The 22,663-nt window shown below is 63.0% G+C and carries 17 protein-coding genes and 1 tRNA gene; 10 read left to right on the top strand and 8 right to left on the bottom strand.

All coding sequences use genetic code 11. The features are described from left to right. Positions 1-36: 36 nt before the first annotated feature. Genes pglX through RA302_RS00205 form a run of 4 tightly spaced genes read right to left on the bottom strand, consistent with a single transcriptional unit; the run spans position 37 to position 8,395 of the window. On the bottom strand, positions 37-3,576 hold the full coding sequence (gene pglX / locus RA302_RS00220; protein WP_030536695.1) for a BREX-1 system adenine-specific DNA-methyltransferase PglX: 3,540 nt from the start codon (positions 3,574-3,576) through the stop codon (positions 37-39). Between the two features lie 42 nt (positions 3,577-3,618). Further along, positions 3,619-7,140, bottom strand: a complete 3,522-nt coding sequence (brxC, locus tag RA302_RS00215) for a BREX system P-loop protein BrxC (RefSeq protein ID WP_155277929.1) — start codon at positions 7,138-7,140, stop codon at positions 3,619-3,621. Positions 7,141-7,142: 2 nt separating this feature from the next. Continuing rightward, positions 7,143-7,766, bottom strand: coding sequence for a DUF1788 domain-containing protein (locus RA302_RS00210; protein ID WP_030536697.1), 624 nt, complete (start codon positions 7,764-7,766; stop codon positions 7,143-7,145). Beyond that, positions 7,763-8,395 carry a DUF1819 family protein gene (locus RA302_RS00205; protein ID WP_030536698.1) on the bottom strand — a complete coding sequence of 211 codons (633 nt, stop codon included), beginning with the start codon at positions 8,393-8,395 and terminating at the stop codon, positions 7,763-7,765. The genes RA302_RS00210 and RA302_RS00205 overlap by 4 nt, the downstream gene beginning before the upstream one ends. A gap of 579 nt (positions 8,396-8,974) precedes the next feature. Between RA302_RS00205 and RA302_RS00200 the strand changes: the two genes are divergently transcribed. Continuing rightward, on the top strand, positions 8,975-9,316 hold the full coding sequence (locus RA302_RS00200; RefSeq protein ID WP_030536699.1) for a hypothetical protein: 342 nt from the start codon (positions 8,975-8,977) through the stop codon (positions 9,314-9,316). Positions 9,317-9,370: 54 nt separating this feature from the next. Here the strand turns inward: RA302_RS00200 and RA302_RS00195 are convergent. Continuing rightward, positions 9,371-9,456 (bottom strand) — tRNA-Leu (locus RA302_RS00195). A gap of 254 nt (positions 9,457-9,710) precedes the next feature. On the opposite strand from RA302_RS00195, the gene RA302_RS00190 reads away from it, so the two are divergent. The 7 genes from RA302_RS00190 (at position 9,711) to pknB (ending at position 19,381) form a co-directional block, all read left to right on the top strand. Beyond that, a complete protein-coding gene (locus tag RA302_RS00190; RefSeq protein ID WP_030536700.1) occupies positions 9,711-11,111 on the top strand; it encodes a DUF3662 and FHA domain-containing protein in 1,401 nt (466 codons plus the stop codon). A 186-nt stretch (positions 11,112-11,297) separates the two neighbouring features. Beyond that, positions 11,298-11,762 (top strand): FHA domain-containing protein, encoded by a 465-nt coding sequence (locus RA302_RS00185; RefSeq protein ID WP_003943418.1) that lies wholly within the window; start codon positions 11,298-11,300, stop codon positions 11,760-11,762. After that, complete coding sequence (locus RA302_RS00180; RefSeq protein WP_030536701.1) at positions 11,759-13,183, top strand: PP2C family serine/threonine-protein phosphatase; 1,425 nt, start codon at positions 11,759-11,761, stop codon at positions 13,181-13,183. Before RA302_RS00185 ends, RA302_RS00180 begins: the two co-directional genes overlap by 4 nt. Further along, the gene (locus tag RA302_RS00175; RefSeq protein ID WP_007735775.1) at positions 13,183-14,634 is read left to right on the top strand and encodes an FtsW/RodA/SpoVE family cell cycle protein; all 1,452 of its coding nucleotides are present in this window, start codon (positions 13,183-13,185) and stop codon (positions 14,632-14,634) included. Before RA302_RS00180 ends, RA302_RS00175 begins: the two co-directional genes overlap by 1 nt. Beyond that, positions 14,631-16,097, top strand: coding sequence for a penicillin-binding protein 2 (locus RA302_RS00170; RefSeq protein WP_007735774.1), 1,467 nt, complete (start codon positions 14,631-14,633; stop codon positions 16,095-16,097). The genes RA302_RS00175 and RA302_RS00170 overlap by 4 nt, the downstream gene beginning before the upstream one ends. Before the next feature lie 3 nt (positions 16,098-16,100). Then, positions 16,101-17,459, top strand: a complete 1,359-nt coding sequence (locus RA302_RS00165; RefSeq protein WP_030536702.1) for a protein kinase — start codon at positions 16,101-16,103, stop codon at positions 17,457-17,459. After that, on the top strand, positions 17,456-19,381 hold the full coding sequence (gene pknB / locus RA302_RS00160; RefSeq protein WP_007729221.1) for a Stk1 family PASTA domain-containing Ser/Thr kinase: 1,926 nt from the start codon (positions 17,456-17,458) through the stop codon (positions 19,379-19,381). Before RA302_RS00165 ends, pknB begins: the two co-directional genes overlap by 4 nt. A gap of 57 nt (positions 19,382-19,438) precedes the next feature. Here pknB and RA302_RS00155 read toward each other — a convergent pair whose 3' ends face one another. After that, on the bottom strand, positions 19,439-20,104 hold the full coding sequence (locus RA302_RS00155) for an aminodeoxychorismate/anthranilate synthase component II (RefSeq protein WP_003942537.1): 666 nt from the start codon (positions 20,102-20,104) through the stop codon (positions 19,439-19,441). A 22-nt stretch (positions 20,105-20,126) separates the two neighbouring features. Continuing rightward, positions 20,127-20,768, bottom strand: a complete 642-nt coding sequence (locus RA302_RS00150) for a DUF881 domain-containing protein (RefSeq protein ID WP_223304399.1) — start codon at positions 20,766-20,768, stop codon at positions 20,127-20,129. Positions 20,769-20,942: 174 nt separating this feature from the next. Here RA302_RS00150 and crgA point away from each other — a divergent pair, with 174 nt between their 5' ends. Both crgA and RA302_RS00140 read left to right on the top strand, forming a co-directional pair. Beyond that, a complete protein-coding gene (gene crgA, locus RA302_RS00145) occupies positions 20,943-21,206 on the top strand; it encodes a cell division protein CrgA (protein ID WP_003942576.1) in 264 nt (87 codons plus the stop codon). 107 nt (positions 21,207-21,313) lie between these two features. Continuing rightward, a complete protein-coding gene (locus RA302_RS00140) occupies positions 21,314-21,805 on the top strand; it encodes a PH domain-containing protein (RefSeq protein WP_003942511.1) in 492 nt (163 codons plus the stop codon). Between the two features lie 7 nt (positions 21,806-21,812). On the opposite strand, the gene RA302_RS00135 is transcribed toward RA302_RS00140, so the two are convergent. Next, positions 21,813-22,661, bottom strand: a complete 849-nt coding sequence (locus RA302_RS00135; RefSeq protein ID WP_030536704.1) for a TauD/TfdA family dioxygenase — start codon at positions 22,659-22,661, stop codon at positions 21,813-21,815. Between the last annotated feature and the right edge of the window lie 2 nt (positions 22,662-22,663).

Raw genomic sequence — 22,663 nt, 5'->3', positions numbered from 1 at the left:
CGTCGTCGCGAGCCGGTCCGAGCGCGCACCTGCGCGTTACCCATCGCTGGACTCCAAGCCAACAATCTTCTTCACGGCCGGGTAGAACTTCGGGTAGTTCACTTTGACGCCGTCATCGAGGTCGATCTCGACCTGCTGGGTGGCGAGCGGATAGAGAACGTCATGCTCGTAGTCACGCAGTTCGGCGAGTACCTTGCGCAGCCGATCCGCTTCCTTCTGGTCCTTCGCCGATGTGCCGCCAGCGGCCGCAGCCTCGGCACGCTCAAATGCCTTCTGCAGTTTGTTCTCGTACTCGCGCAGGTACTCGTTGAGCACGGTCGAGACCGTCGACGGTGTGTAGCGGTGCAAGTAAATCAGCGCGTTGAACGAGCCCTTGGAGCTGGAGAACATCCAGTAGATCGGGCGCTTCTTGTAGCGCTTCACATGATCGTCGTAGAACTTCGACTTACCCGACTTCGTGATGAAGTAGTCGCGAAGTGCCTTGACGCCCAACGACTCTTCCACGAACCGCAGGTTCTCTTCGAAGTGGTCCGCGCCGAATGCGACCTTCAGGAATTCTCGAAAGCCTTCGACGACATCGTCCTCAAACCAACCGTCATCGACGAATGGAATAACATTGTCCGCGTCAGGCATAAGCGTGACGTCACTGGATGAGCTTGTCGAGAATTTCGTGAGATAGTCCTGCAGTGTTGCGCCTTGGTCGGCGAGGATCAGGCCCGGCTCATCGAGGCTGTAGCGGCCGAACATGCAACCGACAGCGTAGGTGATTAGCTCCGCGGCAAGGTCTGCTCGCTCCAGCGTCTCGTACTCAGCCTCAGATTTTCCGGGTCCGTATCGGAACTCGACGTTACGCGTCAGCGAGACCCGATGCAGCGGTACATCGATCGGAACCTCGTCTTGCAACCCATATGCTTCAGCAACTAAGCGGTTGTTTCGCGTTTCGCGGGTTTGTTGCTCGTCGGCAGTACTTTTCTGGTTCTTCGACCATAAGAAATAGCGCTGCCAGAGTGAACCCCGCCCGGCGAAGTCCCCAAACCACGATAGGCGCGTGAAACCCCATGAGGTCTCGTAGTCATCCCAGTCTGCCTGTGAGGTGGCAACGGCGGCGTGAACATTCTCCTGGAATGCATCATTGTCAGCAGCAGATGAAACAGGAACCGAGCCAAGGTAGCCCGGATGCAGGTTGAGTGTAGGACTAACCGTCGCAAGAATTTCTGAAGCAACCGAGGAGTTCAGAACTCCAAGATGGACATCGTCACTCTGCGACTGACACAAGCCCGCCGCCGCGTCAAACAGTGACCCGCTCGGGACTTTCCGGAAGGTCTGCGGCCCTGACGTGACGACCGTCCAGGCAATACCTGGACGGAAAATCCGGTCGAGGTTAAAATTCGTCGCTCTGACTCTCGAACCGTCTGCAGTCAGCGTTGTTTGAATTCTGAGCCCGTCACTTTCCCAATCAACAACAGAATCAATGTTTCCGGCCCAGCGACGGTATTCACCCCCTTTCGCGTACGGAAACCATCGTTTCCTGGAGCTCCTTGCAGAGTCACGGTCGCTATAGCCAAAGCCGATGCGACTCGACGCCACTTCCCACCAGTATCGGACGAACGCATCATTGTTGGCCGTTACGAGCCCTTTTGCTGATCGCGAGCGCGACGACAGCGCAGGAAAGGCGCTGAATGTCGCACGCATGCCGTCGGAGAGCCAGTACGCAATCGGCGCGCCGGGCACCTTGGCGAAGTCCTCAGAAGACGCCGCATATCGCCACACGCAGTCCGCACTCTGCGCACCTTTAAGCAAGGCGGTTCGTTTCGCGGCTTCATTCTCGCCTTCAACGACACGTATGAAGTCTGCACCCCGCACGGCGCTTCGGCCCGGTTCGAGGACGAAGGCGGTCGTCGACACCACAGCACCGCCGATCGAGTCGAACGCCCGCTCGCCAAGATGAGCCATGGAAACCGGCGGACTGAGCCGCACGACCTTCTCGCGTAACTCCTCATACGATGAGAGGAACATCCACGACTGCATCGTGATCATGGCGGTGGCGCCATGCGGCACTGTCAGCGTCAAGCAACGCTGGATGAACATCGCGAATAGATCGGATTTCGCCTCTTTGAATTCGGACTGAGCGAACTCGGCGAGCCGTGCATCCATGTTCTTGCTGCCCATGTACGGAGGGTTGGCAACTGCCACCGAGTACGTCGTGCTCAGGATCTCGGCCTGCGCTACCGCCAGACGGGCACGATTCAGGGTGTCGTAGTGGAGTGTCGCTTCCAGGTCGTTGAGCCCCTTTAGAACTAGGGCTGCCTGCACCGTCGCATCTGGATCCGGCTGGATCAGCGAACCGAACGTGTCGGCATCACGGAACTGATTCCATAACGATTCTTCGGCATTGCGGTCGCCGTCCTTGGTGACAAGCAGGTCAATCTCATCGGGGGTGAATGAGATCGGCTCGATCACGCAAATCTTCGGCTGAACTTCCGGACGGTTGAAGAAGCGGCGGTCCTTCGCCCGCGCCTTCATCGACAGTGCGAACGCCGCCAACGCCCCGGCGCGCGGATCGATCTCGGTGCCATGAAGATTGTGGGCAAGGATCAGACTCGGAATCTCCGACGGCGCATAACCCTCCTCCTCGTAAATCGAGTACAGAAGGTCGAAGGCATAAGTAAGCATATGCCCCGACCCACACGCCGGGTCGATCACCGTCAACTCTTCAGGCGCCGAAACCCTCAGGAAATCGGTCTCCTCCTCGATCGGCGCGATGTAGTAGTCCATCTGGTCGACCAGTTGCGAGGTCGGCCGGTTTAGCATCCAGAGTCGTCCGAGCGAGTTCTGCAGGAGGTAGCGGACGATCCAGTGCGGAGTGAAGAGCTGGGTTGCTGCAGGGATCTCGTCGGCGCCGGCCTTCTTGTTTTTCTTGAACCCGGCGAAAACCTCGTCTTTCCGCTCGGAGATGTAGAACTGGTAGAGCCAGCCGATAACCTCGACGTCGTCACAGACCTCCTCGGTGAGCACTTCGCGGGCCCGGGACAGGAGCGCCCCATCGGCGAGCAAGCCTGCGGGCACAAGCAACTCGGTGTAAGCGCCCTCCGCCTCGAACATGAACGGCATCGTCTTGTGCCAATACCGGCAGTACTCGGTGAGCAACAGCGCATAGGCCTCGCCCTCGGCGTCGGTGCTGCGGCGGGTGCCGTCCAACAGACCAATGATCGCCTCGTGAGCGCTGGCATTGGTGACGACCTCGGTGTCGACGTCGCCACGTTTCGCGTCGGCCAAGATCTCTGGCTGGCCGTGGGCTTGGCCCGATGCCGGGGAGACGATCCCGGCGTCGGTGTAGCCGCGGGAGTCCATGAAGCGTAGGGCGATGAGACGGTTGAACCAGGTGTATGCGACCTTGTCGATCACGTGCTCACGACCGTGATCGGCGATCAGCGACTCAAGAAGGCGCACAGTCTCAGCGCGCTCGCTACGCGCGACAGACCCGGCGGCGAGCACCGTCGATACCCGCGCTTCGACGGCGACAATCAGTTCGCGCCTGGCGGCCTTCGCGAAACTCTCCAGTGGTTTGGTATCCATGCTGCGTCCTTAAACCTGTGTCGTTGAAGAGGCCCGGGCCTGTTAGAGAGTGATGCGCTTGTTGTCGTTGATCGTCGCGAGCAAAGTCGCGCGAAGTTGATCCAGATAGACGTCAACCTGCGCCTCGGTTTCGAGCACCCCACCCGCTCCCGGCCAAGAGAGTTTCCTGATCGAAATGCTCTGCTTCACCAGGGGCGTCGGCTTGACCGGAACCGGCGTTTCACCGTCATCGGAGTCCTCCCAGCCGGGAGCCGGCGCAGCTTTCGCGGCTTCGAGCGTGTCGAGGATCGCGGGATAGATCGTGTCATCGAACTGCGCAGCAAGGTGACGGATCGTAGGGATCTGCCTCTCCTGTTGGACGCGCGCCAGCATCTGCTCAGTCTGGCGGGTCACCGACTGACGAGCCGCCTCCGTCGCAGCCGCATACGCCGCGCTGACCGGTACCTGCTTCCAGTAGTCGTCGATCTTGGCAGCCGCTGCGTCCCGCTCAGCAGCAACCACGCCATCAAGTTGCGTCCTCACAGCCGTGACCACGCTGCCGAGCTGTGCGGTCTTATTGCCGCGGAAGATCTGGGCGTCTTCGAGCGCGGTCTCGATCCCGTCGGCGACTCCGGCGGGTAGATAGGCGATGTTGGTGCTGTTCGCTTGGATGAATGAGCGGGCGTCGTCGTAGACGCTGCGCTGATTGCCGTTGAGGAACGCCTTGATCGGATCAATCACATTGTCCTTGGCATCGAGCAAATCGTCGGCACCGGCGAAATGCTCGACGAACCAGGCCGCGGAATTACTGCTCAGCTCCGCGAGTAACCCGATCGGTTCGTCGAGCTGGTCGATGAACGGGTAGGCGGCGGCGCCTGAGCGCAGTGCCTTCAGCTCGGCAAGTTTGGCTTCGAGATGTTCTTTGCCGACGCGGCCGAGTTCGGCGGCATCCTTTGTGATGGCGCCGTCGTCGGTGAAGTCGATGACGAACTTGCGGAACAGGTTCACGATCTTCTGGTCGTAGACGCGCTGCGGAGCAACGATCAGATTTGGGTAGCGCTGGGTGTTGCGCAGACTTCCGACGATCTCCGTCCGGGCGAGAGTCTTGCCGTCTACCTGGATCTCGATCTTTGTCTGCCCTGCGAGATGGGCCACCACAGCGGCGATGGACCACTGATCCCAGCCGTACGGCTTGGTGGTGTAACGCTCGATGAGCTTTTTCATCGTGACCATCTCGTGCCGCTTTCCGCGCATCTCCAGATGTCCGAGCAGGTCGCCTGCGGGGACATCGAGGATGCTGTCGGCCTCGGAGAAGATGCCGTCGGCTGGGTTCACCAGCCCGGGCAGGCTCTGCTCGCTGAATGTTTTGCCGCCGAGCATGCTGAGATTGGTGTACGTGGCGGCGATGACCTTGCCGAAGCCGTCGTTGATGCGATTTTGCGCATCCGTAGCGGTCACATCGAGGACCCCGGCGTTGTGGATCAGGGCCGACGCCCCGACCGCAGTCCGGAGACGTTCGACGATTTCCTTCTCCCGCTCGGCGTTCTGGGAGCCTTTCTCGCTGAGGATCCTGGTCTCGATCGCGGTGCGGCTGGACCCCTGAGCGCGCTTGACGTACTTCTCCGTCTTCAGGAGCAGACGCAGGTCGGCGAGGATTCGGTTCGCTTCCGCCGGGAGCGCGACGCGAAGCTCGTCGAACCCTGCGCTCTGCATCTTGATCTGATCCAGACTGAAATCTGTCTCGGGGCTGATGAAGTGCAACGACAGCTCGTACTGCTTGCCGTAGGGGACACCGTCGAGTTTGTAGCCAAACGGGAAATTCTGACCGTTCTTGCCGACAGCCTTCGTAGTCTTGACGACCGACTCGGCTAGCAGCTTGTTGAGTTTCGCGGAGGCCTCGGAGCTGTCGATGTCGACGTCCTTGATCTCCTGCTCGATCTTCTGCTCTTCGTTGGTCAGGTAGTCGTACAGGTCGCCACTGCGCTGAATGTAGGTCTGCGCCTCCAGTATGTTCAGCGCCTCGATGACATCTTTGCCGAGCTGGGTCAGATCGGTACCAAAGCGGTCGTAGACCAGCACAGTGAGGTTGCGGGGCGTGGCCTTGAAGCTGTCGACGTACTTCACCAGGAACAGCGCTTTGAGCAACCGCACCGCAAGCTGGCTGAGCTTGCCGCCGTCGCAGGCATTCTCGGCGCCCAAGATCGCGCGCTGATTCGCGGCCTTCAGCGATGCCCGGATGCCCTCGAACATCTGGTCGAAGGATGCGAGGGTGCCGAGCGGCTGGTCAGCGAGGCCGGTGGCGACTTCTTGAACGACGCCGAGCATGGAACGCTCACCGACCGAGCTGTTGCGGCCTTCGAAGATATTGTGGTCGCTGATCGACTCGATCGCGGCCTGGAAAAGCGGGAATTGGTAGCCCACAAACGGGTAGGTGCCGACGAAGTGCCGCTCGTCGCGGTAGTTCGGATAATGGCGGCCCTCGACGAAGTCGAACAGCGTCTTGAAGTTCGCATGCTCCGCGTTATAGATCGCCTCGACCTCGGTGCTCGCACCATCGGCCTTGGCCAGGAGACGCTTACGGATGACCTCCTCGACGTCCTGGCTGGTGAGTTTGAGCCGGTTCTTGAAGCGCGCCTGGATCTTGGAGAAGTCGTTGGCCTGCTGTTTGGTGCGGTCGCCGCCGACCTTCTCCATGTCTTCCTGGGAGGTCACGAAGATCCATGCCCGCCCCCGACATTTGGTGGCAAGCGATTCGGCGATGGTCTGGAGGTTGAGCATGAGTTGGGTGTGGGTGCCGATGAACTGGCCGACCTCGTCGACGAAGAAATTCAACCGGTAGCCGTCAGGCTGTTGGTCAAGCCAGGTGGCGACCTCGTCGGCGAAATCTTCGATCGAGACCGAGTAGTTCGCGCTGTATTGGCGGATGATGCCGAGACTCTCGGCGCCATTGACCTCGGTAAAGGCCTTGTCAATGTTGCCTGCTTCAAGGGCCGTTTGCTCGCGTCCCTGTGACCAGGGGATTCCCGCGATCTGTTCGAAGGCTTCCTGGAAGGCCACGTACTGGTCACGGAAGTCGAGGTCGCGCTCAAAGCGAGCGATGTGTCCTTGATTGCCGTAGTAGCCGCGGGACTCGTCGAAGATCTTCACGAACACCTTCAGCAGGGCGTCGTTCTGGTCCTTCGAGATCAGGGTGGCCTTCTGGTCGATGTTGAACAGCAGGCTCTTCGCTTCGATCCGTTCGGCCTTGTCGATCAACGCCGGCAGGAACGCGCCGTCAGCCTTCGTCCGAAACTGGGTGCAGACCCCAGCACGCGGGTAGTCGAGGCCGTCGATGTCGCCGAGCAGGTGGGCCAGCATCTTCAACAGGTGCGACTTACCGGAGCCGAAGAAACCGGAAATCCACACGCCGTTGGCGTTCGTGTAGTTCGTGTACGCCTCCAGCACCTGCTCGACACCCTTGGCGGCCTCATTGGTGAGGACATACTCCTCCACCTCAGTGGAGAGTTGGGAGGTGTCGTCAGCCTTGATGACGCCTTCGATCGAGCGATCGATCGGCTTGGCGAAGATCTCATTGATCACGGTCATGCTCATGTCTCCTGCTCCAGGATGTCCTTAGCCCGGTAATAGCTGTCGCTCGCGCCCAGGTTCAATGCGCGGAGCTGGTGCCCGGTCGCCCGGGTGAACTCGTACGTACCCGGGAACCACGCCAACATCGGGCGACCCACGACCACGCTCTGCAAGTTCTCCAACACCGTGTGTGTACGGATGAACGGAAACACCTCACCGATGCCGGTGAGGAAGACCACGGTCGTGTTCGGTTCAGTTGCCGGCTCGGTGTCGAGCCGAACTCGGATCGCCGGGGCGAGATGATCGTGCGGGTCGAGCATGCCCTGAAGCATGTCGCGGAAGTCGGCCTTGTCCATCGTCGGCTCCGCATGGAGAACGCGATCCCAGACGCCCCGTTCGTTGAGGAGTTCGACGGCAAGGTCGTACAGATTGATCTCGACCACATTGATTCCGTCATCGCTCTGGAGCTTCGTGGTGACCCGGTCGCGCATACCGTGGACGTCGAGGGCCCAGGCAGGAGGAAAGTGGTAGATGAAGAAGGGAACTTCCTTGGAGAGACCCTCCATCCTCAAGAACCGGTCGCTACGCAACACGTCATATACGTGTTTCTCTTCGTGAGTGAGGTTTCGCTGGGTTGTTTTCATCGCTCCACCTGGTCGCCTGAGGATGTGAATGGTGTGACCATCGGAAAGAATCGGAGGTCGCTGGGCGTGCGGCGGTCCAGGACCTCAGTGACGCGCCCAGAGATCACGGCGGGGATGATGTGGCCGGCGTCGGTGTACAGACCTGCCTCGCGGAGCATCCGAAACAACGTCTGCCGAAGCTTCTGTCGCGTCGACGACTTCAGACCTTCGAGCTCGGGGTGCCACAGGCTCTTACCGGTGATGAACCGGTCGAAGTCCTCGACGTCGAGCGTCGGCCGCATCAGGAGGAATCGCTCGCGCAGCACCTCTTCGGCAAAGTCGCCGATCAGCACGTAGCGGCGGCAAGCCGCGGCCCACATCAGGTGATGCTGCTCCGAGGGACTGCCCTCGACAAGCAGTTCGATCTCATCATCGCCGAGCGCAGCGAGCCGCTGAACGGTCTCGCGGGAGACCCTGCCGAGCGATGAGGTAGTGCGAGCCTGCAACAGGTTGCCGTCGACAACTCGGACCCGGGTCGCCTGCCAGTCGTGAGACTCAAGGTATATCGCTGCGACGGACACACCCTCGCGGGCGAGGAGGCCACCACTGGTGAACGACAATGCATAGCGTGATTGCGCTTCGTCAGTCACGTGGTGCGGGGCCTCTCTTCCTGTCTTCAGAACAGCACCAAGACTATCGGGAGCCTGCGACAATCTTGGGGCAGGCTGAGATCTCCCTCTGCGTGTCCAGCCGTAGACTTCCCTGGCGCGATGCTCCCCTGGGCCTGCCTCGGACGAGGCCACGTCACGTGCAATCGGCGACCTGCGGTAGGCCCCCGTAGATCACAGCCGCGATGAAGCCGTTATGGACTTTCGCATGCTAGCCGATGGTGGTGCGGTCGGCGGCGTTCTTTCTGCTCTCGGGGTCTTTCTTCAGACCCCACTCCATCTTCGACGCCCAGACGTCTCACGGTCTTCTGCCGAGGAACCCGACTTAGTTGTACGCCAAGGGGATATCAAAGCGGTGACTACAAAACGCATCATTCTGAAGTCCTGCAACGGTGATCAGGCTGCAACCCCCATCCCGATAGCTCCAGAACGACGAAGGGCTTCGTGCCGAACCACCCCGCCACGAGGTGAATGTCCGTTATCTTCCTCGATAGTGGTTGCAATCTCGTGGCTCCTCCGCGTTCCCACGCGGGTGCTGTCACCACGAAAGGGAGCACATCTGTGAATGGACTCGAAACGCCTACTCGTTTGTCCCGGACCACCGCCACCCTCGGTGTCGGCGCGCTCGCTGCCGCGATCACCTTCGGCAGCCCAGTTGGTACTGCATCAGCCGATAGTCCAGTCGTCGACTTCGGCAGTATCTCGTTCTCGGTGACCAACGGTCCCGACAACACCGTCTACGACATCAACGCCATCATCAATCTCCCGCCCGGCACACTGCCGCCAGGGATGATGAACCCTCAGATCACTACGCCCGCCGCGGCCACTCAACCAGTCAACGACTCGTTTGCGGGCACCGCACTGGACTTCATCCTGAGCTTCATCCAGGCTGCGGCCAGATAGCCGACAACAAAAAAACGAGGCCACCAACTCTTGTGAGTTCGTGGCCTCGTCTTGTGGTGGGCGAAGGGGGACTTGAACCCCCACGTCCCGAAGGACACTGGCACCTGAAGCCAGCGCGTCTGCCATTCCGCCACTCGCCCGAGCAACGCCGAAACATTATCACGACAAACTTTGAAAGTTCTATTCGTGCAGCTCAGGGCACGAATCGATGAACACCGAGCACCCAAAAGCCCAGAACCGATACCATGCTGAAACAGCGGCCAGGTACTGCCGAAGCGACATTTGACAGTACCGTGGAACCTGTACAGCAGTTTGGACGACACGCGACAAGGCGGTGCCGGCGCTACTTGCCGAGCATTTTGCCGTCGTAGATGCGAGGCGAGAGGAGGGCCCGATGGGCATCGTGCAGCGTTTCGAACGAAAGCTCCAAGGAGCTGTCGGCGACGCATTCGCGCGGGTCTTCGGTGGTGGTGTTGTGCCGCAGGAAGTAGAGGCGGCGCTCCAGCAGGAGGCACGTGACCGCGTCGAGCACCTCGGCGGCGGAATCCTTCTCGCCCCCAACAACTACGTGATCACCATCAACAACTCCGATCACGAAGAGTTGGCAGCAGATCGCGAACTGACTACCAAAGCTTTCAGCCGACACCTGCAGGATTTCATCCGCGATCAGGGTTGGCAGACGTACGGCGACATCTCGGTCACTTTCGAGCCTTCGCCTACGCTCCACACCGGTCAGTTCCGCACCCGCGGAACTGTCGACCCGGATGGTGACGCCGAGCAGGCATCACCGCCGTCGCATGTTCCGCAGGTTTCGTCGCGGCCTCCACAACGGCCGCCTCAGCGACCCGCACCGATTGTTCCCCCTGTTTCCAATCCAGTCCCGTCACAACCAGGAGCCGGCCCCATGACGCAGAACTCAGGCTACGAACCAAGCCGCGAACCGGCGGGTCGCCAGCCCGAACCGCAGCAGCCGGCACGGAACGGGTACTCCCACGACGACGGCGGTTACGCCGCTCCGCAGGGCCAGGAAGCGCCGTACCAGAACGGTTACGACCGCGGCGACGGTTACCGAACAGGCGACGACCAGCAGGGCTACAACCAGCAGCAGGGTGGCTACGACCAGCAGGCGTACCCGAACCAGCAGCAGCCGTACGAGCAGGCCGGTTACGACCAGCAGAGCTATGACCAGCAGGGTGGCGGTTACGACCAGCAGGGTTACCAGCAGGGCTACGGCCAGCAGGCGTACCAGGGTGGGTACGACCAGCAGGGCTACCAGCAGGGCGGCTACGACCAGCAGGGCTACCAGCAGCCGTACAACGGCCAGTCCTACGATCAGCCGGGCTACGACCAGCAGAGCTACCAGCAGGGCGGCTACGACCCGCAGGCGTACACACAGCAGCCGTACGAGCAGGCCGGCTACGAGCAGGGCGGCAACTTCGAGCAGACGCAGGCCTACCCGCAGCAGGGCTATGCCCAGCCGCAGGGTGGATACGCGCCGACGGCCCAGAGCCTGACGGCAACCCTGCAGCTCGAGGACGGCAGCGGACGCCACTTCCAGCTTCGCGACGGCAGCAATGTCATCGGCCGCGGCCAGGAAGCTCAGTTCCGCCTCCCGGACACCGGCGTCTCACGTCGCCACATCGACATCCGTTGGGACGGCCGCACCGCGATGCTGTCCGATTTGGGATCCACGAACGGCACCACCGTCAACGGTGCACCGGTCCAGGACTGGCAGCTGGCAGACGGCGACATCATTCGTGCAGGTCACTCGGAGATTCTGGTTCGCATTCTCTGAGCTGAGAAACGGACGCCAGGATTTTTCCGATAACAATCGAACATTCGGCGGTCCGTCGGCGCGCCGCCGTCACGCGGCTGTCAGTATCGTGATCTTCGGGGCCCAGAGCCCCCTATGATGCTGCCAGTCGACAATGCTCGAACCCCGCTGCGGCGGGGCTCGAGCCATAGAAGGAGGTGGACAGCCGTGCAGGGCCTGATTCTGCAACTCACACGGGCGGGCTTCCTGCTCCTACTGTGGCTGTTCGTCTGGGCAGTCCTCCGCACTCTCCGCTCCGACATCTATGCCGGCTCCGGGGTCAGGGTTCCGCCGCGGTACACCCGCGCCGGAAAGGTCCTGCCCTCGCTGGGCAAGGCGAAGGTGCCTCGGTACCTGGTGGTCACGCAGGGCGCCCTCGCCGGTACCCGCATCACCCTGGGTTCTCAGCCCGTCATGATCGGTCGCGCCGACGATTCGACGCTCGTTCTCACCGACGATTACGCGTCGACGCGCCATGCGCGGCTCTCTCAGCGCGGCGCTGATTGGTACGTCGAGGATCTCGGTTCGACCAACGGCACCTATCTGGACCGCGCCAAGGTCACCACTGCGGTGCGCGTGCCGCTGGGCACTCCGGTTCGCGTCGGCAAGACGGTAATCGAGCTACGCCCGTGACCCTTGTTCTCCGCTACGCGGCGCGCAGCGACCGCGGTCTCGTGCGCTCCAACAACGAAGATTCCGTGTACGCCGGTGCACGCCTGTTGGCTTTGGCCGACGGTATGGGCGGGCACGCGGCCGGTGAGGTCGCGTCGCAGTTGATGATTGCCGCTCTGGCGCATCTCGACGACGACGAGCCCGGCGAGGATCTGCTCGGAAAGCTCGAGGCAGCCACCCGCGAGGGCAACGATTCCATCGCCGATCACGTCGAGGAAGAACCCGAACTCGACGGCATGGGCACCACGCTCACCGCGATCCTCTTCTCCGGCAGCAAGCTCGGTCTCGTGCACATCGGCGACTCGCGCGCCTACCTGCTGCGCGACGATCACCTGACGCAGATCACCCGCGACGACACGTTCGTTCAGTCGCTGGTCGACGAGGGCCGGATCACCGCCGAGCAAGCACACACTCACCCGCAGCGATCCCTGATCATGCGGGCGTTGACCGGCAACGAGATCGAGCCGACGCTCACCGTGCGCGAAGCCCGCGCCGGCGATCGTTACCTGCTCTGCTCCGACGGCCTCTCCGACGTGGTCAGCGACGAGACCATCGAGAACACGATGCGCGAGGGCTCGCAGGAGCAGTGCGCCGACCGTCTCATCGAATTGGCGCTGCGCAGCGGCGGTCCCGACAACGTCACCGTCGTCGTCGCCGATGTCATCGACCTCGATTACGGCCAGTCTCATCCCATCGTCGCGGGCGCCGCGTCGACGGAAGAGGAAGAGGACGCCCCTCCCCCCAACACCGCGGCCGGCCGCGCCGCTGCCATGCGTCCGCCGCGCGCGACGCCCAAGCGAGTTGTCTCCCAACCCGAACCGGAACCGAAGAAGAAGCGGAACCGGTTGTGGTGGGTGGTCCTCGCCGTGGTGCTGATCGCGCTGGTCGGTGTCGGCGCCGTGATCGGCCGCGCCGTCATCCGCAACAACTACTACGTCGGCGAAGACAACGGCCGCGTGACGGTGCTGCGCGGAATCCCCGGTTCGGTGCTCGGCTACTCGCTGCAAGACGCGGATCTAGTGGGTTGCGTCGGCGACGACGACGTCCTGACCCTCGTCTCCCCCGACGCGATTCCCAGCAACTGCAACATCCTCGAAGTGACGGATCTGCAGCCGTCGGCGCAGGAGCAGGTGCGCGCCGGGTTGCCGTCCGGCAAGCGTGAAGATGCGCAGAGCCAGATGATCCGTCTCATCGGCGGCGATCTGCTGCCTCGTTGTGAGCCGGTCCCGACGACGACGGCCACGCCCACTCCCCCGCCGGCACCGGAGACCACGCCGCCCCCCGCACCGCCCGGGGAGCCTGCTGCGCCGACGACGGCGGCACCCACGACTACGCCGACGCCGACCGACATTCCCGGTCAGACTTGCAGGACGGTCAACTGATGTCGTCCAACGCAGCTGCGGGGACGGCTTTTCCGAGTCCGCCCGGAGGTTTTGCCCCGGCGCCGGTCCAGTCGACCCGTCGAAACATGGAGCTGCTGCTCCTGGGCTTTGCCGTCATCATCACGACGGTCTCGCTTCTGCTCGTCGAGGCGAGCCAGGAACAGAAGATCACGCTGGACCTCGCCAAGTACGCGCTCGCGTACACGGGCTTGTTCCTGATCGCGCACTTGGCAATTCGGCGCTATGCGCCGTACGCCGATCCGCTGCTGCTGCCGATCGTCGCCCTGCTCAACGGCCTGGGATTGGTGCTCATCCACCGACTCGACCTCGCCGACGAACAAACAGCGCTCTACAACGGCGTCGAAGCACCGTCACCGGATGCGAACCAGCAGGTCATGTGGACTGCACTGGCGATCACCGGTTTCGTGCTGCTGCTCGTGTTCTTGAAGGACTACCGCCTGATGGCGCGGTTCAGCTACACACTCGGCCTCGCAGGCCTGGTGTTCCTGGCGATTCCCGCGATCCTGCCGGCGAAGTTCTCGAGCGTGAACGGCGCAAAAATCTGGATTCGCCTGCCTGGATTCAGCATTCAGCCAGGTGAGTTCGCGAAGATCCTGCTCATCATCTTCTTCGCGTCGGTGCTCGTCGCCAAGCGCGACCTGTTCACCTCGGCCGGTAAACACTTCCTGGGCATGGACTTTCCGCGTGCCCGCGACCTCGGCCCGATCCTGCTCGCCTGGATCGTCTCGGTGGGTGTGCTCGTCTTCGAAACCGACCTCGGTACGTCGCTGCTGCTCTTCAGCACCGTGCTGGTGATGCTCTACATCGCGACCGAACGTGTGGGCTGGCTGGTGATCGGCGGCGGACTGCTCGCCATCGGATTCTTCTTCGCCTACAAGATGTTCGGACACGTGCGCGTGCGCGTCGACACCTGGCTGGACCCGCTCGGCGACTACGCCAACACCGGTTATCAGATCTCGCAATCGCTGTTCGGCCTGGCCACCGGTGGTATCGCCGGAACAGGTCTGGGCAGCGGCCGCCCCAACCAGGTGCCGTTCGCGAAGACGGACTTCATCATCGCGACCATCGGCGAAGAGCTCGGCCTGATCGGCCTGGCCGCTGTGCTGATGCTGTTCCTGCTTCTCATCGTCCGCGGCCTGCGTACGGCGTTGGCCGTGCGCGACAGCTTCGGCAAACTGCTCGCCGCCGGTCTGTCGTTCACGATCGCGATCCAGATTTTCGTCGTCGTCGGCGGCGTCACCAAGCTGATCCCGCTGACGGGTCTGACAACACCGTTCATGTCGTACGGCGGCTCGTCGCTGCTCGCGAACTACCTACTGCTGGCCATCCTCGTCCGGATCTCGGACGCGGCTCGTGCGCCGGTAGTGACGAAGAAGAAAGGTCCGCCCCCAATCGCTGACGCCAATACCGAGATGATGCCGCGCGTATGAACACTCCACTGCGCCGCGTCGCGATGGCCGTCATGGTGATGGTCGTCGCGCTCCTCGCCAACGCCACGTACGTACAGGTCATCAAAGCTGACGACCTGCGAGCCGACCCGCGCAACTCGCGGGTGCTGCTCGACGAGTACTCACGCCAGCGAGGTCAGATCTCGGCTTCCGGTCAGGTGCTTGCCGCCTCCCGCGCCACCGACGACCGGTACAAGTACCTGCGTGAGTATCCGAATCCGTACCCGTACGCACCGGTCACGGGCTTCTACTCGATGCAGTACGGCAGCGCCGGCCTCGAGCGCACCGAGGATCCGATTCTGAACGGCTCGGACAACCGGTTGTTCAGTCAGCGCTTCTTCGACCTGGTGTCCGGACGCGATCCGCGCGGCGGCAACGTCGTCACGACGCTCAATCCGGCCATGCAGCAGGTGGCGTACGACCAGCTGACCAGCAAGGGTTACACCGGTTCCGTCGTCGCCATCGAGCCGAGCACCGGACGCATCCTGACGATGGTCAGCACTCCGAGCTACGACCCGAACCTACTTGCCAGCCACGACGGCGCCGAAACCACCAAGGCGTGGGACGAGCTCAATGCCGATCCCAATGATCCGCTGGTCAACCGCGCGATCTCGCAGACCTACCCGCCCGGCTCGACGTTCAAGGTGCTCACCACGGCCGCAGCTCTGGGCAACGGTGCGACACCGGACGACCAGCTGACCGCGGCTCCGCAGATCACGCTGCCCGGCACCAGCACGACCCTCGAGAACTACAACGGCAGCACGTGCGGCCCCAACCCGACGGCGTCGTTGCGCGACGCGTTCGCGCGCTCGTGCAACACGGCGTTCGTCGAACTGGGCATCAAAGACGGCGCCGACGCCATCAAGGACGAGGCCAGCGCCTTCGGTATCGGACCCAACACTCCCGCGATCCCGCTGCCGGTTGCAGACAGCACGGTCGGCGACATCTCCGACGACGCGGCTCTCGGCCAGACCAGTATCGGCCAGCGCGACGTCGCGGTGACCCCGCTCGAGAACGCAGTGATCGCCGCTACCGTCGCCAACGGTGGTGTGCGGATGCAGCCCAACCTGATCTCCCAGTTGCAGGCACCGGATCTGACCGATCTCAGTACGCCGTCACCGGTGTCGATGGGTCAGGCGATCTCGCCGGCAGTTGCGGCCACGCTGACCGATCTGATGATCGGCTCGGAGAACTTCACCGGCGGCGACGGCAAGATCCCCGGCGTTCAGATCGCGTCCAAGACCGGTACCGCCGAGCACGGCGTGAATCCGCGGGAAACTCCGCCGCACGCCTGGTACATCGCTTTTGCACCGGCGCAGAATCCGACGGTCGCCGTGGCCGTCATCGTCGAGAACGGTGGTGACCGCGGACTCGCCGCTACCGGTGGCTCGGTTGCTGCGCCGATCGGTCGTGCAGTCATCGCAGCCGGAATCCAAGGGGGCTGAACCGTGGCGTTGAACAACGGCGCTTTGATCGCCGATCGTTACCGATTGATCCGTCTCATCGCCACCGGTGGGATGGGTCAGGTGTGGGAAGCCACCGACTCCCGGCTCAACCGTCGCGTCGCCGTCAAGGTACTCAAGTCCGAGTTCTCTTCCGATCCGGAGTTCTTGGAGCGCTTCCGCTTCGAGGCCCGCACCACCGCGCAGCTCAACCATCCCGGTATCGCCGGAATCTACGACTACGGCGAGACCCGCGACAGCTCGGGCGATTCCACGGCGTACCTGGTGATGGAACTCGTCAACGGTGAACCGCTCAACGCCGTCCTGGCGCGCGTCGGCCGCCTGGCGGTTCCGCATGCCCTCGACATGCTCGAGCAGACCGGCCGCGCCCTGCAGGTCGCACATGACGCCGGTGTCGTGCACCGCGACGTGAAGCCCGGCAACATCCTCATCACCCCGACGGGCCAGGTGAAGATCACGGACTTCGGCATCGCCAAGGCCGTCGAGAACTCGCCCGTCACGCGTACGGGAATGGTGATGGGCACCGCCCAGTACATCGCGCCCGAGCAGGCTCTCGGTCAGGACGCGACCGCGGCGAGTGACGTGTACTCGCTGGGAATCGTCGGATACGAAGCACTTTCGGGTCGACGCCCGTTCACCGGTGACGGCGCGCTCACCGTCGCGATGAAGCACGTGCAGGAAACCCCGGCGCCGATGCCGGCCGACCTGCCGCCGAACATCCGCGAGCTCATCGACATCACGTTGACCAAGGATCCGGCCGGCCGCTACGCCAGTGGCGGTGAGTTCGCCGACGCCGTTGCAGCCGTTCGGGCAGGGAGGCGTCCACCGCCGCCCGGTCTGCTCGCTACCGGTGCCGCGAGCGCGTTGCCGGCAACGGGTGCCACGCAGGTCATGCCGCCGACGTACGCGGGCCCGGTGACGGGCGCAGCTGTTGCGGACGACGCGGCAGCCGGCGGAATGACCAGTGGGCAGAAGGCCGTGGCATGGGCCGGCGGCGGATTGATCTTGTTGGCGTTGATCATCGGCGGAGTCTGGATCGCAACCGACGGTCCGAGCGACCCGACGCCACCCGTCGTCACGTCCACGACGTTGCCGACCACCACGACGACCAAGCCCACCACCACGACGACTCGGCCCACGACGACGACCACCGAGCCGACAACAACGACGACTCGGCCGACGACCACAACGACCGAGCCGACAACCACCACGACAACGCCGACCACGACCACAACAACTCCGACGACCACAACCACCATCACGACGACAACGACGACCACAACGACCACTGAGCCGTTGGCGGATCCCGGAGACGCTGAAGAACCGCTAGGACAAGACCAATGACGACACCCCGCAATCTCTCCTCCCGCTACGAGCTGGGTGAGATTCTCGGCTTCGGCGGAATGTCCGAGGTTCACCTGGCGCGCGACCTTCGACTCAGCCGCGACGTCGCGATCAAGGTGCTGCGTGCAGACCTCGCGCGCGATCCCACGTTCTACTTGCGGTTCCGTCGTGAGGCGCAGAACGCTGCTGCGCTGAACCATCCGGCGATCGTGGCCGTCTACGACACCGGTGAAGCCGAGACCGACGCCGGGCCGCTGCCGTACATCGTCATGGAGTACGTCGACGGCGACACGTTGCGTGACATCGTGCGCAGCACCGGGCCGATGGCTCCGCGCAAGGCGATGGAAGTGATCGCGGACGTCTGTGCCGCTTTGGACTTCAGCCACCGCAACGGCATCGTGCACCGCGACGTCAAGCCCGCCAACATCATGATCAACCGTGCCGGCGCCGTGAAGGTGATGGACTTCGGTATCGCCCGTGCCATTTCCGACGCGTCGAGCCCGATGACGCAGACGGCCGCCGTGATCGGCACCGCTCAGTACCTCTCGCCGGAGCAGGCGCGAGGTGAGCAGGTGGACGCGCGTTCGGACGTGTACTCGCTCGGTTGTGTGCTGTTCGAGATTCTGACGGGCGAGCCGCCGTTCAAGGGTGATTCACCGGTCGCCGTGGCGTACCAGCATGTTCGTGAAGATCCGCAGACGCCGTCGGAGATCAATCCCGACATTCCGCGCGAGCTGGATTCGATCATTCTCAAGGCGATGAGCAAGAACCCGGCCAACCGCTACCAGAGCGCCGGCGACATGCGCAGCGACTTGGTACGTGTCCTGGGCGGTCAGCGTCCGAGTGCTCCGATGGTGATGAACGACGAGGACCGCACCACCATCCTCGGCGCCGTCGGCTCCGACACCGGGAACTACCGCACTGCTCCCGATCCGGTCGAGCCGGTTGCTGCGAGGACAACTCGCGCCGCCGAGCCGCCTGCCAAGAAGAAGGGCGGACGCTACGCCCTGATGGGCATCGCGGCGCTTCTGGTGATCGGTCTGGTGACGTTCTTCCTCATTCGGGTGAACTCGCCGAAGGTCGAGATGGTGACCGTTCCGGGTGACCTGACCAACCAGCCCGCCGACGTCGCCGAGGCGACGCTGACCAACGCCGGATTCCAGGTGGAGCGTCAGCAGAAGACGGACAAGGTGATCGCCGCCGGAAACGTCATCACGACGCGTCCGGTTGCCGGGGTGCGCATCGAGAAGGGCAGCACCGTCACCATCGACGTGTCCACCGGCCCCGAGCAGGTCGCGATCCCGCGCCTGACTGGCCTGAGCCAGGACGACGCGGAGAAGAAGCTCAACTCCGTCGGACTCCGACTTGATCCGACCATCGGCAAGGCGGCATCGACCGTCGCCGAGGTCGACAAGATCGTCAATCAGGACCCGGCCGTCGGAGTGTCGGTTGTTCTCGATTCCGCGGTCTCGATCACGGTCGGCACCGGACCGGAGCAGGTTCGTGTCCCGGATGTCACCGGTCAGCGTGAAGAGGTGGCGAGGCCCAACATCGAAGGTGCCGGGTTCGTCGTTCAGATCACGGAGATCGATTCGGGTCTGCCGAAGGGACAGGTCGTTTCGACCGACCCGACCGGTGGCACTTCGGCCACCAAGGGTTCGACCGTGACGCTGCGAGTATCCAACGGCAACCAGGTCGCGATGCCTGATCTGACCAACAAGACGGTGTCGGAGGCGTTGAGCACGCTTCGCGCAGCCGGTTGGGCGGGAACCGCTTCGCAGCTGGTTCAGAACCAGAGCACGACGCTCACCCCGGAAATGGTGGGCAAGATCGTCTCGCAGACGCAGCCTCCGGGCTCGGAGATCTCCAAGGACGCAGTCATCACCGTCAGCGTCGGAGCGCTCGGAATCCCCGGCCGCTAGCAAAGTGAAAAAGTGCCTCCCGGAGATTTCCGGGAGGCACTTTTTTGTGGACAGGTGTCAGAGAATTGCGGGCAATGCGCCACCGAGCGCCGACGCGACCTCGGCCTCGAGGGCTGCGACGAGCCCTTCCGGCGGCGCCTCACCGCAGACTGCGAGCCAGTTCGCGAGCATCCGGTGTCCACCCTGGGTGAGTACGGACTCGGGGTGGAACTGGACGCCGTGAATCGGCAGTTCGCGGTGGCGCATCGCCATCACGACGCCGCTCTCGGTGTGGGCGGTCACCTCGAGTTCCTCGGGAATGGTGTCCTCGAGAACCGTCAGCGAGTGGTAGCGGGTAGCGGTGAACGGATCGGGCAGTCCGGCCAGGACGCCGACGTCCTTGTGGTGAACCAGACTCGTCTTGCCGTGAAGCAGTTCGGGCGCGCGGTCGACGGTTCCGCCGAAAGCCGCACCGATCGCCTGATGTCCGAGGCAGACGCCAAGCAGCGGGGTCTTGGTGTCGGCGCAGACCTTCACCAGATCCATCGTCGCTCCCGCGCGCTGCGGAGTTCCGGGGCCCGGGCTCAGGAGAATGCCGTCGAACTGCGCTACTGCACCCTCGAGGTCTGCCGTCAGTTGTGGATCGTCGTTGCGCCAGACCACGGCTTCGGTTCCGAGCTGGCCGAGGTACTGCACCAGGTTGAACACAAAGCTGTCGTAGTTGTCGACGACGAGAATCCTCATGAGAGCAGGGTAAACGCCCGTGCTATCCGCCGGTATAGGCGGGGACCGTGATCTGCGACGGCGTTGCCTGCGTGTACCCGAGGCCGAAGCGGGTCGCGTACTGCTTGTAGATCCGAATGCCCGGTTCGGCGGCGAGGGCCGCCTCGAGGCGCGCAACGTCACCGATGGCGCTCATCACGTAGGGCGGGCTGTAGGTACGTCCGTGAAGAAGAAGAGTGTTTCCGATGCACCGCGGCGCCGACGTACTGATGATCCGTTGGTCCTGCATGCCCACCGCTTCGGCCCCGCCGGCCCACAGTGCGTTCAGGACGCTCTGAACGTCCTGCTGATGCACGACGAGGTCGTCCGGGGTGGCGTCGACCGGATACTTGCCGTCGGCGTTGCGCGGAGCGTCCGTCATCGTGACGACAACACCCGGGCCGGTCATCTCCGTCAGTCCCGCGTCGGCGGAGATGTTCTTGATGTCACCGAGCGCGGCGGCCACTCCGGCGTCGGACCGAGCGGCGTCTTGCTGCAGCGAATCGAGCTGAGCGGCAAGTTCGTCCCGGTCGGCCGAAACTTTTTCGGCATTGGCCTGGGCGCTGCGGACCAGATCGGAGAGCCTGGTGCTTTCGGTGACCTGGAGCTGGTTTTCCTCGGCGGATCGTTGCGCCGTGGCGACCATCAGACCGGCTACCAGGCAGACGGCAAGTACACCGATGTGCCAGACGGTTCGTGAAGATTCACCCGAAGACACGTGGCTCCTCCCGGATTGTGCAGGTCGGCCGGTGACCAACTGGACACAGCTACGTTAGCGTGTAGGTAACACATGCAGGTCACACCGTAGAGCGAGGACGTCATGCCCAAGTCGAAGGTCCGTAAGAAGAACGACTACACAGTCAACCCGGCAAACCGCACTCCGGTGAAGGTGAAGATGGGTCCGTCGAGCACGTTGTACGTGTCGGTGATGCTCGGATTCATGCTTGTCGGCCTGGCGTGGCTGATTGTGTACTACTTGGCCGCGGATTCGATCACGTGGATGAACGACTTGGGAAACTATAACTTCCTCGTCGGCTTCGGTTTCATGGTTGTCGGCCTTGTCATGACCATGAGATGGCGCTGACCAGCGAGTATCTGATTCGACCCGGATCGTGACCGTCATTCAATTACATGGGTGTCATTCATCCCCATTGTGGATAACTCCTGTGGACAACCTAGGAAGTTATCCACATGCTCGAGGATGAATTTCATCCACAGCCTCGTGACAACGTCACGGAGGTGATCTCGTGGGCCACTCCGATGGGTGTTGTCTACGCGATGTTCGGCGGCGGAATTGCCCTCGCGATCGCCTCGATAATCGCGCCCACGGAGCCTGCCGGACGCTTCCTGCTCGCCCTCGCGGTGATCGGGCTGTTCGTGATGGGCGGACTCGCCCTGCGTCAGCGTCCCCGCCTGGCTGTGATCGAAGACGCGGGAACCAAGTCGATCGCGGTGCAGCGATTGCGCGCCCGCCACGAGTTCACCCGCGAACAGATCGACCGCGTGCGTCTCGTCCGCTACCCGCGTCTGGGTCGACGCGTCCCGATGCTCGAGATCGACATCGTCGACCGTCCCACCGACACGGAGAAGCTGTTGATCTTCGGACGCTGGGATCTCGGCACGTCACCGGAGGACGTCCTGGACGTGCTCGCCGTCCACGGTTTGGTGCCGCCCGAGAAATAAGCGCTGGTTACATGGCCAGTGCCGCGAGGTCCGGCTGCACGATGTCGAGAGCCTGCTGCGGCACCGCGACTGCGTCGCTCGACCATCCCCAGATCGAGTACAGCTCACGGCCGGGGTCGGTGTATCCGTCGCGGCCGTGCAGTACCCGGTAGTTGTCGATGCAGATCATCTCGCCGGCTTCGGCGCGGAACATCGGACCGCTGTCTCGCACGTGAATCACAGCCTCACTCCACTGCTTCACCAGCGGCCACTGCGCTACTTCCGATTCACCGGCGATCGGCGCGAGGTACGGGTGATAGCGAACCTGGTTGCGTCCACTCGGCACCGTCCTGGCGATCGGCGCAAATGTGTTCTGCGGGAAGTTCGGTTCCGAATGGTCGATGTCTGTGCTCCAACAGAATTCGGCCAGCTCCGCTGTTGCGGGATCGAAGGCGAGCAATTGGGTCAGTTTGACCGCGTCGATGAGAAACGAGTCGCCGCCACTCGGGTACGCCGGGCGCTTGCACCACAGAAACAGGTAATCGGGAGCGTAATCGCCGAACGCGAAACCGTCGTTGTGGGCGGTCATCCGCTCGCCGGAGATACCGAACGAGCGCTTGCGGCCGCGTTCGTCCACCGGTTGCGTGTCGACGACAGCGGCTTCGGCATCCTGACTTTTGGCGCTCGCCTCGAACTGGCGGCCGACGCGAATGCACTTCTCACCGAGCAACTTCGACGCGAAGGCAATGGCATCTTCCTCGGTGTGCAGGCCACCGAACACCGCGGCGCCGTCGAGAGCGATTGCCGCCCGGACGGCCTCGACCGTCTCCACGCGCCGCGGAACAACACTTGCCAGCGTCAAATCGGAAGAGAACATTC

Origin of the sequence: Rhodococcus sp. DN22 (genome assembly GCF_036669995.1) — a bacterium.
GTDB classification, from domain to species: domain Bacteria; phylum Actinomycetota; class Actinomycetes; order Mycobacteriales; family Mycobacteriaceae; genus Rhodococcus_F; species Rhodococcus_F erythropolis.
This window is presented reverse-complemented; position numbering and strand designations above follow the sequence as displayed.

Coding starts and splice junctions, on each gene's coding strand:
- RA302_RS00135 (WP_030536704.1), bottom strand. CDS start 22,661: ATGTTCTCTTCCGATTTGACGCTGGCAAGTGTTGTTCCGCGGCGCGTG.
- brxC (WP_155277929.1), bottom strand. CDS start 7,140: ATGACCGTGATCAATGAGATCTTCGCCAAGCCGATCGATCGCTCGATC.
- crgA (WP_003942576.1), top strand. CDS start 20,943: ATGCCCAAGTCGAAGGTCCGTAAGAAGAACGACTACACAGTCAACCCG.
- pglX (WP_030536695.1), bottom strand. CDS start 3,576: ATGGATACCAAACCACTGGAGAGTTTCGCGAAGGCCGCCAGGCGCGAA.
- RA302_RS00155 (WP_003942537.1), bottom strand. CDS start 20,104: ATGAGGATTCTCGTCGTCGACAACTACGACAGCTTTGTGTTCAACCTG.
- RA302_RS00170 (WP_007735774.1), top strand. CDS start 14,631: ATGAACACTCCACTGCGCCGCGTCGCGATGGCCGTCATGGTGATGGTC.
- RA302_RS00190 (WP_030536700.1), top strand. CDS start 9,711: ATGGGCATCGTGCAGCGTTTCGAACGAAAGCTCCAAGGAGCTGTCGGC.
- RA302_RS00140 (WP_003942511.1), top strand. CDS start 21,314: ATGCTCGAGGATGAATTTCATCCACAGCCTCGTGACAACGTCACGGAG.
- RA302_RS00175 (WP_007735775.1), top strand. CDS start 13,183: ATGTCGTCCAACGCAGCTGCGGGGACGGCTTTTCCGAGTCCGCCCGGA.
- pknB (WP_007729221.1), top strand. CDS start 17,456: ATGACGACACCCCGCAATCTCTCCTCCCGCTACGAGCTGGGTGAGATT.
- RA302_RS00150 (WP_223304399.1), bottom strand. CDS start 20,768: ATGGTCGCCACGGCGCAACGATCCGCCGAGGAAAACCAGCTCCAGGTC.
- RA302_RS00210 (WP_030536697.1), bottom strand. CDS start 7,766: ATGAAAACAACCCAGCGAAACCTCACTCACGAAGAGAAACACGTATAT.